The organism is Mycobacterium sp. IDUB_37, from assembly GCF_055419245.1.
On sequence record NZ_JBVAXG010000012.1, the window covers coordinates 173,740 to 186,695 of the forward strand.

4 protein-coding genes are annotated in these 12,956 nt (G+C 64.6%); 2 read left to right on the top strand and 2 right to left on the bottom strand.

Translation table 11 applies throughout. From position 1 onward, the window contains the following. The first annotated feature begins 276 nt into the window (after window positions 1–276). Together pks2 and ACZY1I_RS28970 are read left to right on the top strand one after the other, a co-directional pair. Window positions 277–6,513, top strand: coding sequence for a sulfolipid-1 biosynthesis phthioceranic/hydroxyphthioceranic acid synthase (pks2, locus tag ACZY1I_RS28965; RefSeq protein WP_463760772.1), 6,237 nt, complete (start codon window positions 277–279; stop codon window positions 6,511–6,513). Window positions 6,514–6,573: 60 nt separating this feature from the next. Then, window positions 6,574–8,019: a condensation domain-containing protein gene (locus ACZY1I_RS28970; protein ID WP_463760745.1), complete on the top strand. Its 1,446-nt coding sequence runs from the start codon at window positions 6,574–6,576 to the stop codon at window positions 8,017–8,019. 429 nt (window positions 8,020–8,448) lie between these two features. Here ACZY1I_RS28970 and ACZY1I_RS28975 read toward each other — a convergent pair whose 3' ends face one another. Together ACZY1I_RS28975 and ACZY1I_RS28980 are read right to left on the bottom strand one after the other, a co-directional pair. After that, the gene (locus tag ACZY1I_RS28975; protein ID WP_463760747.1) at window positions 8,449–9,276 is read right to left on the bottom strand and encodes a phthiotriol/phenolphthiotriol dimycocerosates methyltransferase; all 828 of its coding nucleotides are present in this window, start codon (window positions 9,274–9,276) and stop codon (window positions 8,449–8,451) included. Between the two features lie 231 nt (window positions 9,277–9,507). Beyond that, a partial coding sequence (locus ACZY1I_RS28980; protein ID WP_463760749.1) for an SDR family NAD(P)-dependent oxidoreductase occupies window positions 9,508–12,956 on the bottom strand: 3,449 nt, incomplete at its 5' end.

Genomic DNA, 12,956 nt, shown 5'->3' on the forward strand with positions numbered 1-12,956 from the left:
GCCGGCGAGGTTTTTCGGTACGTACCGTCGAATTTTCCACGCGCGGGAAGGCGAGCCGCTAGGCTTTTGTGACGCCAAGAACTTGTGGCTGCCGTCGACGATGTCGGTCGGCCATGGGTGCTGGATGCTTCGGTTTTTCCGGCACGTCACGAATTCGGCGATGTTCCCCGAAGCGCTGATGCGAGTTCGAACCCGGTGAGAAGAACTTGAAGCATTTATATAGAGAGAAGAAGGTTCGTGGATAAGACGCGCGTGACCCCGGTTGCTGTCATCGGTATGGCGTGCCGACTACCTGGGGGTATCGACTCTCCTGAGCTTTTCTGGGAGGCGTTGCTGCGCGGCGACGATCTGGTGACCGAGGTTCCCCCGGACCGCTGGGACATCGACGAGTACTACGACCCCGAGCCAGGCGTTCCGGGACGCTCCCACTGCAAGTGGGGCGCATTCATGGACAACGTCGGCGACTTCGATCCCGAGTTCTTCGGGATACCGGAAAACGAAGCCATCGCCATGGACCCGCAACATCGGATGTTGCTGGAAACCTCGTGGGAGGCCATGGAACACGCCGGCCTGACGCCGCAACAGCTGGCCGGGACCGCGACTGGCGTCTTCACCGGCCTGTTGCACACCGACTACGCGTTCGTTCAAGCCGATACCCACACTTTCGAGGGACCGTACGGCAACACCGGAACCAATTCCTGCATGGCCTCGGGGCGCGTTTCCTACGCGATGGGTCTGCGCGGTCCGGCAGTCACGGTCGACACCGCGTGCTCATCGAGTTTGTTTGCTACCCACCTGGCCTTTCGTAGCCTGAACGACGGCGAGAGCGACCTCGCCTTCGCGGGTGGTGTCTACGCGATGCTGGAGCCGCGGCGGTTCGCCTCGGCGTCGGCGAACGGGATGCTGACCCGCACCGGACGCTGCCACACGTTCGACGTGGCGGCAGACGGGTTCGTCACCGGCGAGGGCGTCGCAGTGCTGCTGCTCAAGCGGTTGCCCGACGCCGAGCGCGACGGTGACCGGATCCTGGCCGTGCTGCGCGGCACGGCCGCCAATCAAGACGGCCGGACCGTGAACATCGTGACCCCGTCGCAGAGTGCGCAGGTCGCGGCCTATAAAGCAGCGCTGGCCGCGGGCGGCGTGGACCCGACCACCATCGGCATGGTCGAGGCGCACGGCACCGGCACACCAGTGGGCGACCCCATCGAGTACGCGAGCCTGGTCGAGGTATACGGCACCGACGGGCCCTGCGCGCTGACGTCGGTGAAGACCAATTTCGGGCACACGCAGTCGACCGCGGGAGCGCTGGGGCTGATGAAGGCCGTGCTCGCCGTGCAGCACGGGGTGATTCCGCAGCAACTGCACTTCAACGAGATGCCCGATGAGATGGCCCAGCTTCAGACCAGTCTCTTTGTGCCGCAAGAGGTCACGCCGTGGCCGGCGACCGATGGGCAATCCCCGCGGCGGGCTGCGGTGTCGGCGTACGGCATGTCGGGAACCAATGTGCACGCCATCTTGGAGCAGGCGCCCGCAACCCAGGAATCCCTGAGTACGGACCAAGAGTCCGGTATCGATGGCGCGCTGCTGTTTCCGCTGTCGGCCAGCTCGGAGGAGGCATTGCGACAAACCGCTGCGCGGCTTGTCGATTGGGTCGCTGCTCAGGGATCCGACTTCGAGATTGCGGATCTGGCGTACACGCTGGCGCGTCGGCGTGGGCACCGGTCGGTGCGCACGTCCGTGCTGGCCAGCACCGTGGACGAGTTGTCCGGGTCACTGCTCGAGATCGCCAACGGGGAAGTCCCCTATCCGCCGGCTGCGGGTCGCGATGACCGGGGTCCGGTGTGGGTGTTCTCCGGTCAGGGTTCGCAGTGGGCCAAGATGGGCGCCGATCTGCTGGCGAACGAGCCGGTGTTCGCCGCGAAGGTCGCCGAGATCGAGCCATTGATCGCCGCAGAGTCCGGGTTCTCGGTCACCGAGGCGATGACCGCGTCCGAGGTCGTGTCCGGGATCGACCGCGTGCAGCCGACGCTGTTCGCCGTGCAGGTCGCGCTCGCTGCCGCGATGAAGTCGTACGGGGTGACGCCCGGGGCGGTGATCGGCCACTCACTGGGCGAGTCCGCGGCCGCCGTGGTCGCCGGAGCACTGTCCCTCGAAGACGGCGTTCGCGTCATCTGCCGCCGCTCCAAGCTGATGAGCCGCATCTCCGGCTCCGGCGCGATGGCGTCGGTGGAACTGCCTGCCCAGCAAGTACTTTCAGAGTTGATGGCACGCGGCATCAATGATGTCGTGGTCGCGGTGATGGCGTCGCCGCAGTCCACGGTGATCGGTGGGGCCACCCAGACGGTGCGCGATCTGGTCGCGATTTGGGAAGCGCGTGACGTGATGGCGCGCGAGGTTGCCGTCGACGTGGCTTCGCACTCCCCGCAGGTCGAGCCGATCCTCGACGAACTGATCGAGGCGCTGGCCGAAATCTCGCCCCTGGAACCCGAGGTTCCCTACTACACGGCCACCTCGTTCGACCCTCGCGAGGAGCCCTACTGCGACGCGTACTACTGGGCTGACAACCTGCGGCACACCGTGCGCTTCGCCGCGGCCGTGCAGGCCGCGCTCGAGGACGGATATCGGGTCTTCACCGAGCTCTCCCCCCACCCGCTGCTGACTCATCCGGTGGATCAGACTGCACGCAGCCTCGACATCACGGCGGCCGCGCTGGCCGCTATGCGGCGCGAACAACCGCTGCCGCACGGACTTCGTGAGCTGCTCGGTGACCTGTACGACGCGGGCGCCTCGGTGGACTTCGCGGTGCTCTACCCGACCGGGCGACTGGTGGATGCGACGCTGCCGGCCTGGTCGCACCGCCGCCTGCTGCTGGACGACTCCAAGGATCGCCTCGCGCACGGCAGCACGGTGGCCGTGCACCCGCTGATGGGCGCGCATGTGCGGTTGCCCGAGGAGCCGGAGCGCCACGTGTGGCAGGGCGATGTCGGTACCGAGGTGCTGCCCTGGTTGGCCGATCACATGATCCACAGCACCCCCGCGCTGCCCGGTGCCGCGTACTGCGAGATGGCGTTGGCCGCGGCCCGCACCCTGCTGGGCGAAGCCTCGGAAGTCCGCGATGTCCGCTTCGAGCAGCTGCTGCTGCTCGATGGGCAATCCCCCATCGGCGCCACCGCGACCGTTGAATCGCCCAATGTCGTCCCGTTCGTGGTGGAGACCAGCGAGGAAGGCGAACGCTCGCGTCGAGCTTCCGCCATGCTGCACCCCGCTGACGATGACGACCGCCCAGCCGCGCATGACATCGAAGCCCTGCTGGCGACGCATCCGAACCCGGCCGAAGGCGTAGACCTCCGCAGCGAGTTCGACGTCCGTGGCATTCAGTACGGTCCGGCGTTCACCGGCCTGGCCACCGTGCACACCGCGCAGGAAACCGGCGGTACCAGCGTGCTCGCCGAAGTCGCGGTGCCGAGCTCCATCCGGTCGCAGCAAGGTTCCTACGGCGTGCACCCGGCGCTGTTGGACGCCTGCTTCCAGTCGATGGCCGCACACCCCAGCGTGCGTAACGCCGGCAGTGGTGGTCTGCTGCTGCCGCTCGGCGTACGCCGGCTACGTGCGTACGGCTCGGCGCGGCACGCCCGGTACTGCTACACGACGGTCACCGCGACTGCCTCGGGTATCGAGGCCGATCTCGACGTGCTGGACGAGCATGGCACCGTGGTGCTGGTCGTGCGCGGCCTGCAGATGGGCACCGGCTCGCAGATCAGTGAACGTGACCGCGTCCTGAGCGAGCGGCTACTCACCATCGAATGGCTACAGCGTGAGCTGCCCGAGAAGACCATCACCGAACCCGGCACGTGGCTGCTGATCAGCACCTCCGACGCCACGGACATGGTGGCCACGGAATTGACCGACGCACTCAAATTGCACGACGCGCAGTGCACCACGATGTCCTGGTCGCAGCACGCCGACCACGCCGCCCAGTCCAAGCGGCTGCGCGACCAATTCGAGGCCGGTGTGTTCACCGGAGTGGTCTTGTTGACGCCGCCGCAAGCCGCTGACCAGGAAGACGTGTCGTCAGCCATCGGCAACGGGTACGTCAAACATGTGGTGCGTATTGCTCAAGAACTTCCGGAGATCGTGGGCCAAGCACCCCGCCTGTATGTATTGACCAGAACCGCTCAGCCGGTGCTGGCCGGCGAGCGCCCCAACCTCGAGCAGGGCGGACTGCGTGGCCTACTGCGGGTGATCAGCAGCGAGCACCCACACCTGAAGGTCACCTACATCGACGTGGACGAGCACACCGGCACCGACCCGGTAGCGCGCCAGTTGCTGCAGGCCACCGACGAGGACGAGACCGCCTGGCGCAACGACGAGTGGTACACGGCCCGGCTCACCCCTTCTCCGCTGCGCCCCGAAGAACGGCAATCCACCGTCGTCGACCATGCGCAAGCCGGCATGCAGCTGCAGATCCGCAACCCCGGCGACCTGCAGACACTCGAGTTCGCCGCCTTCGATCGGGTGCCTCCGGGTCTCGGGCAGATCGAGGTCGCGGTCAGCGCGTCCAGCATCAACTTCGCAGATGTCCTGGTCACCTTCGGCCGCTACCAGACCGTGGACGGACGGCAACCGCAGCTGGGCACCGATTTCGCGGGGGTAGTGACCGCCGTCGGGCCTGACGTCATCGACCACAAGGTCGGCGACCGTGTCGGCGGTATGTCCGGCAACGGCTGTTGGAGCACTTACGTCACGTGTGACGCCAGCCTTGCCACCCCGCTGCCGGACGGACTGACCGACGCACAGGCCGCCGCGGTGACCACCGCGAGCGCCACCGCCTGGTACGGCCTGCACAACCTGGGCCACATCAAGGCCGGCGACAAGGTGCTGATCCACTCGGGGACCGGCGGGGTGGGCCAGGCTGCCATCGCGATCGCCCGCGCGGCCGGAGCCGAGATCTTCGCCACCGCCGGCAACGAGAAGCGTCGCAACCTGTTGCGCGACATGGGAATCGAACACGTCTACGACTCCCGCAGCGTGGAGTTCGCCGAGCAGATCCGCGCCGACACCGACGGCTACGGAGTCGACATCGTGCTCAACTCCGTCTTCGGTGCCGGACAATTGGCCGGGATCAAGCTGCTGGCCCTGGGCGGGCGCTTCATCGAGATCGGCAAGCGCGACATCTACGGCGACACCAAGCTGGGACTCTTCCCGTTCCGGCAGAATCTCGCGTTCCACGGCGTGGACCTGGGCCTGTTGTCGATCAGCCATCCCGCTGCCGTCCGCAAGCTGTTGAGCACGGTGTACCAACAGACCGCAGAGGGCGTGCTGCCGATGCCCGAGTGCACGCACTTCCCGCTGGCCGAGGCTGCCACCGCCATCCGATTGATGGGCGCGGCCGAGCACACCGGCAAGCTGATCCTCGACATCCCGCACGCCGGGCGCAGCAGCGTCATCCTGCCCCCGGAGCATGCCGCGGTCTTCCGCGGTGACGGCTCCTACATCATCACCGGTGGTCTGGGCGGGCTGGGCTTGTTCCTGGCCGAGAAGATGGCCAGCGGCGGTGCCGGGCGGATCGTGCTCAGCTCGCGGTCCCAACCCAGTCAAAAAACACTGGAAACCATCGAATTGGTCCGGTCGATCGGATCCGACGTCGTGGTCGTTTGTGGCGATATCGCCCAGGCCGGCACGGCCGAGCGGTTAGTGGCCTCGGCAACGGCTACCGGACTGCCCCTGCGCGGCGTGCTGCATGCGGCCGCCGTGGTCGAGGACGCCACCTTGCCCAACATCACCGAGGAGCTCATCGAGCGCGACTGGGCGCCCAAGGTCTACGGCGCGTGGCACCTGCACACCGCCACCGCGGATCAGCCGCTGGACTGGTTCTGCCTGTTCTCCTCGGCGGCGGCCCTGGTCGGCTCACCGGGTCAGGGTGCCTATGCGGCGGCCAACAGCTGGCTCGATTCCTTCACCGGGTGGCGCAAATCACAGGGCCTTCCGGCCACCTCGATCGCCTGGGGTCCATGGGCCGAGGTCGGCCGTGCCACGACGTTTGCCGAAGAATCCGGCGGGGCAATCGCCCCCGATGAAGGTGCCTACGCCTTCGAAACACTGCTGCGTCACAACCGCACCTACACCGGCTATGCCCCAGTGATCGGGTCACCGTGGTTCACCACGTTTGCCCAGCACAGCCCGTTCGCGGAGATGTTCCGTTCGCAGGGAAAACGGTCGCGGACCAGCAAGTTCCTCGCCGAACTCAACGAAGTGGCCCAGGACGAGTGGCCCGCCCGGCTGCGGCGTCTGGTCTCCGAGCAGATCGGCCTGATCCTGCGCCGCACCGTCGATGCCGACCGGGAGCTGACCGAGTACGGCCTTGACTCGCTGGGCAGCCAGGAACTGCGCATCCATATAGAAGCCGAGACGGAGATACGCGTTACCACATCCGAGATCACCACGGTCCGAGGTCTGGCTGATCTGCTTTACGACAAATTGGCATCAAAACCCAACGAGGCACCACAGTCATGAGGTAGAAATAGAGCCAAGCAGCCGACTGCAGTTCAGTCGGCCGGAATTGGAGGAGGGACCGTGATTATATCCGGGGGCTCATCAGACGTAACTCTGGGCCTGGGAATTGTCCATGAGTGGCAGCCGGGGGTCGGTTCCGTTGTCGTTTGGGAGCCAACAGCGGCCTCGCTCGCAAAGGCAAAGCAAGCGCCGATAGTTGATGCACCGCCCAGCTTCGCACAAACAAGCCATTTGCGTGGTTTTGCGAATTTCGAAAATGATGGCTTGGACTATTCACGACTGGTCATGGGCTCCTGGGATATGCCCGGTAAATGCGACGTCCGGACTATGACCCACGTCATAAACTCGCACCTGCGCCGTCACGACACCTACCGCAGTTGGTTCGAGTACAAGGATGCCGACACTATTTTTCGGCACAAAATCAGCAATCCTCGCGATATCCAGGTTGCCCCGATTCAGCGTGGTCAATTGACGCAGACTGAATGGCAGGACCTGGTTCTAGAGGTGCCCGGTCCGCTGCAGTGGGACTGCTTCCGGTTCGGCCTGATTCAGAAGGCTGACCACTGCACCCTTTTCGCAATCGTCGACCACCTGCACTGCGACCCCGCGCTGGTTTCCGCGCTGTATGTCGAGATCATGACGAACTACGACACGTTGGTAGAGGGCAAACCTCCGCTGACATTGCCTCCGTCGGCCAGTCACGATGATTTCTGCATCCGGGAAAAGAAGACTTCCGACTCCATGACTTTGGACTCGCCGGACGTCCGCAAATGGATCGAGTTCGCCGAGAACAACGGTGGCGGCATGCCGGAGTTCCCGTTGCCGCTGGGTGACCAGTCGGTGCACTGCGGCGGCGACATCATTGTCGAGCGCCTGATGAACCCGGAGCAAACGGCAAAGTTCGAAGCCAACTGCATCGCGGCGGGTGCCCGCTTCAGCGGCGGTCTGTTCACCTGCGCCGCCCTGGCGCACCACGAATTGACGGGCGAAGCAACGTACTACGGAGTTACGCCCTTCGATAAGCGGAGCACTCCGGCCGAATACATGACCATGGGCTGGTTCACCGGAATCGTCCCGTTCGCCGTGCCGGTCGACATGAACTCCTTCGAGGAGACCGCGCGTGCGGCGCAGGCGTCATTCGACGAAAACGTCGGCCTCGCTCAGGTGCCCTACCACCGCGTAATGGAATTGGCGCCCTGGCTGAAAGCCAACAGCCCGCAGTTCACCATGATGAACTACATGGATGCTGGCCTGCCTCCCCTTTCTGCGGTCGTCGCGACCGCATTGAAGGGTCGCAATGCAACCTCTTTCGATGACGGCAGAAACCCGGCTCACCTGTACTTCTCGGTGATCCGCCTCTTCGACGAGGTCTCCATCATGGCGAAATTCCCGAACAACCCGATTGCCCGGGAGTCTGTGAGCCGTTACCTCGACGTTCTCAAGTCGGTCTATGAGCGGGTCGCCGAAGGCCGTTACGCATCTGCGGCAGTTCAGGTCGCGCGATAGGAATTAGCGGCAATTAACAATTGCCGGCCGTAACAACGGCGGAATCGTAGATCAAGTTAAGCGTGAATCTCGGCCCGCGCTCCGGCGCTAGGGTTGGGTTCACGCTTTACTTGTTTGTGATAAACGTCACGGCAATGTTACTGCCGTTGCCGCTATCGCTGCCCGGCGCCAGATCTGGTCGCGGTCAGGGACGTCCGGCAAGGGCTGCGCACCGCCGCGCATGCCTACGTGATCGGCCTCCGCCGCCTCACCACGCGTACGTGGTGCCCCGCCCGGTCCGACGCCGACGGCAGGGCCGCCCTGATCGAATCAGCGCTGACAGGCGGGCGTGCGTCTCACCCTGACCCGCAGCCAGAAAAACAGCCGCCCTCCCCGGGGGACCCGGAAAGGGCGGCTACCTCGAACGACTCAAAGGCTCCCGGACGTGGCTCAGTCCTTGACGAAGGAGAACATCCGGTAGGTGACCTCGCCGTTCTCGAGACGACGGTAGATCAAGGAGCTTTCCCCGCTGGCAAAGTTGTTGGCGATGTTCTGCAGGTACGCGATCTTCGGCAGGCGACTCTTGATCTGGCCCAGCAGCCGGTTGTTCACCAGACCGCGCATGACCTCAGCGTTGATGACGCGTTCCTGCAGCAGTCGCAGTGGCGCGTTGTCGAGCGCTGCCTTCCACCCCTCGACTGCCTCGGCGTCGCGGATATCGACGTAAAGGAAGTGCCCGCCCGGGCGCAGCACACGCGCCACCTCATTGAGGAAACCGCCGAAGTCGGCGTAGTGGACCGCGGCTTCGACATTGATAACCGCGTCGTAGGACTCATCGGGGAACGGCAAGCTCTCGGCGTTGCCCTGCACGAACTTCAGGCCGGGCAGCTTGTGCCTCTTCTGGCAGAACGCGATGCCGACATTGTTCAGATCCAGGCCCGTGTACGAGGCCGGCTGCAGGGTCCGCGTGATGTACGAAGCGCCGCCACCGTGGCCGCAGCTGACCTCGAGCACATCCTTGCCCTTGAGGTCTACCTGAGTCGCGGTGCTGTGGTAGAGCTGGACGGTGAGCCGGTCGGGCTCGTCGGACGCCGACAGCGGGATGCCCATCGGTGGATCTTCCTCATATCCCCAGTTGAGGAACAGCACGTCATCCTTCGTAAGCATGCGACTGAGGAATTGGTAACCGTACTTGAAGCGCAGGTTGAGCAATTTCAAAAAAGTTGGGTTGCGGTTCAGTCGGTAGATGACTTTTTCAGCGGGCGTACGTAAAACCATCGGGCAAGTATCTCATGAACGCACAGTCGAACATGGCGCTTTCGTGACAGGGGCCAGGTGAGCTAGGTGTGACATGCCCGACCAGGGTTGCTCCGCGCGCAGCCTCTTGACCAGCAGTTTTGCCTCCCGCAGCGGGTGGGTCTGCGGTGATCACCGCCCCGCTCAGTGCCGCGAATACGGTCGCTGAGCTGGGTGTACATGACACTTCGCCCGCGAAAAACCCGGCAGCTGTCAGTCGATTTCAGCAGTCAGATCGAATTCGCCGAGCGTCCGCGAGACGGCCTCGCGCAGCTCATCTTTTGTATTGTTCGACCGCTCAAGAAGATAGGCGGAGACGCTGAGGTACATCTTTCCGCGAGCCCGCCCGGAAAACAGCAGCAATCGTCCACCCATGGACTCGAGCGTGTGTCTGGTGATGCCCGGCTCGAGCCCTCTCACATACACGTAGTCAGCGTCTGTGCCATCGGGCCGGTTCATCGACGGGGGCACGTCACCAACATTGGAGCAGGTCACGCTGGCACCGCCGCCGGCCACCCCCGCTAGTCGCCTGGCCACCCGCTTGGGTGTGATCGCGGCCAAAGGAAGTGGCGCCAGATACTCGTCGTCGGGGTTCTCCATCGCCTCGAGGATCGATTGGGTGATCTTGACGTGCATGTCCCCGAGGTCGGTGGCCGCACGCGTGGGGTCGACGCTGACGTCGACATTTGTCAGCGCATTGCCACGGGTGTCTTCCTCGGTCCGTTGCGACACCACAAATCGTAGGTTGACGTTTCCGTCGTCCTCAACACGCCCAGTTCTGACCGCAAGCCGGGAGGCCACGCCCGCTACCAGCGAGTTGCTGCTCGCACCAAGGCTTTTCGCGCGAGCATCCCACTCCGCGAGGTCGATGTATGCGGTGAGGGCAGGTACATCCACTGCCTGATCGCCGGCTGTGCTCGGAGCAGGTGGTGCCGCTGCCGTGATCGATTTCAGTTCGTCGCGGTCCTGCCGGGCGCGCCGAGCCACGGCGGCCACCGCCTGCCCGATATTGGGCAGTTCTTTGACGGATTGCCGGAAATCCTCACGTACTGCCCGCCAGCGGGTGCGTGATCGCGCGGGCGGATAGCCCAGGTCGGGCGTCCTGCCCTCGGCGGCATCGGCTATCGCCTGGCCGAACCCGATCGCGTCGACGATCGTATGCGTGGCCACCAGACTCACCGCGGTCCCGCCATCCTCGAGCGGAAGTACCCCGAGGTGCCACCCCGGTCCCCACTCCGGATCGACGGCTAGGCGGGTCCGCTCGTCGGCCCACACGCTGACCTCGGTCCGCGGTCGCGGCGCCGCGGCGATGTCGATCTCCGCCGAACCGGGAGACCAGACCCAGCGATCACGCGCGAACGGGAGCGGCGAGCTTTCAATCCTGCGCCCGAGGAATCCGCGTCCGAGATTCTGGTGAAAACGCCGCAACCCGTCAAGGTTGATGTCGCCGTCATACACCCAGGTGACCTGCATCAGCGCGCCGTGAACCGCTCGCAGCGCGAGGAATCCGGCCTGGTCCAGGTATTCGAGCCTGTTGTCCACTGGTTCGGCGCGGCGCGTGCTGACCTGCGCCGGCGGGACCGCAGATGGTGCAGCGGTGTCGATCAGTAATTCAGCCAGATGGCCGGCGAGCGCGGCAGGCGTGGGGTGGTCGAGGACCAGGGTCACCGGCAGGGTGAGGCCGGTGCGCTCGTTGAGGGCGTTGCGCAGCTCCAGAGCGGTCAGCGAGTCGATACCGAGGTCTTTGAACGCCAGACTCGGATCGAGACCCGCCGTGTCGGGATGCGCCAGTACGGTGCCGGCGAGGCCCGCGACCAGCGCGGTCAACGTGTGCAGCTGTTGCTCGGCCGTCTGACCAGCCAACTCTTCCCGCAGCCCGGAGGCGCTTGCGGTCGATGCGCTGCTGTCGGATTCAGTGCTGTCTGCGCGGGACGCCAGTTCGGTCAGCAGTGGGTGTGAGCGCCGGACGGTGAACGCAGGCAGGAATCGATCCCATACCACGTCGGCAATGGTGATCAGGGTGTCGTTCGCCCCGACGGCTTGTTCCAGTGCGGCCAATGCAGTGCCGGGCGGGATCGGGTCGACTCCGATTCTCTGCAGATAGTCGACGATCTCGGGCGGCATATTGCCGGTCTCGTCTGCCCACAGGCCGAATGCCGCGGACACCGCTGCGGTTCCCGTGCTACGCAACTGCGTGGCCAGCGCATCGATATGAGCGTTGGCGGCCGCGTAGGCGCCCTGCTGCACGCCGCCCCACGTTGCTGCTGCGGAGGAGAACAAAATAAAGGTGTCTGGCGGTTCGTCGGCGAGCAGCTCCGCCAGGTTCGTGGCCCCTACCGCCTTCGCGGCATAACTGTTGGACAGCTCTTCAGCGGTGGTGTCCGCGATGGTGTTCCAACCGATGGCTGCCGCGGCATGCACGACGGTCTTGATGGGACCGTGGACACTGCGGATGTCGGCAAGGGCAGCCGCCAACGCCGAACGATCGCTGACGTCGACGGATACCGACGTCGTCGCTATCCCTCGCTCGGAAAGTTCCAATCCCAGTTCGGCTAACTCGGGATCCTCCGCGGCCGTGCGGCTCAGCAGGACAAGAGGGTTCGCACCCTTTTCGGCCAGCCAGCCGATGACATGCTTGCCGACCCGCCCTGTTACGCCGGTGACCAGCGCGGCTCCGGCTGGCTTCCAGGTGCCGGCCCGCTCTGCGCGCTCGGCCGACAGCGGCGCCTCGACCAACCGACGCGCACTCACACCATTGCGGCGTATCGCGAGTTGATCTTCTGATTGCGCGCAGCTCAGTATTGCGGACAGCAGGTCGATGTCGCGCGGGGTCGCGGTTTGCGGAAGGTCAACCAACCCGCCCCACTGATCGGGATATTCCAGACATACCGACTGTCCCAGCCCCCACGCAGCGGCCTGGCTCGGACTCGCAGCGCCATCAGCCGCGGATATAGAAACCGCGCCCTGGGTGATTACCCACAGTGGTATGCCGAGATCTAACTCGCAATGAGCTTGTGCAACGCGAAGCGTCGAAAACAATCCGACCGAAATTCCAGAATAATCTGGATGCTCGCGCTCATCGGTAGCCAGAAAGGAAACAATGGCGTCGAAATGACCACGCGCGGCAGCATCGGCCAACACGGCGGACAACGAATTTCTGTCGAGTGCATTCAACTCGACCGTAAGCACTTCCACTTCATCGGCATGCTTTGCAGACAAACCGTTGATCCACCCGTCATCGGTTAGTGCAGCAGACGCCAGAATCAGCAATCGCGGACGTGTCCGAGGGAAGGTTTTCGGGGTCACGGTTCGCCAGTCGACCCGGTAGCGCAACTTGTTGGCCGCCGACCGTACGCCGGATTCGCCGCGCCATTGCCGTAGGGCGTCCACGACAGCCGCCAGTGATGCGTCGTCGTGCTCATCGCTCAATCCCAAGACCTGCGCGAACGTGTCGACAGCACCGTCGTCGACGGCTTTCCACAAGGCACCTTCAACAGGGCCGGTGACCTCGCTGGTAGGGGTCGGGTTCAGCCAGTAGCGGCGGTGTTCGAAGGGGTAGGTGGGTAGGTCGACGGTGTGGGCGTTGGGGTAGAGGGCTGTCCAGGAGGGGCTGTGGCCGTGGTTGTGGAGTTGGGCCAAGGTGGTGGCCAGGTTGTCCTGGT

Bases quoted from the DNA above. Each gene is read 5' to 3' on its own strand.
- pks2 (WP_463760772.1), top strand. From the start codon at position 277: ATGGCGTGCCGACTACCTGGGGGTATCGACTCTCCTGAGCTTTTCTGG.
- ACZY1I_RS28975 (WP_463760747.1), bottom strand. From the start codon at position 9,276: ATGGTTTTACGTACGCCCGCTGAAAAAGTCATCTACCGACTGAACCGC.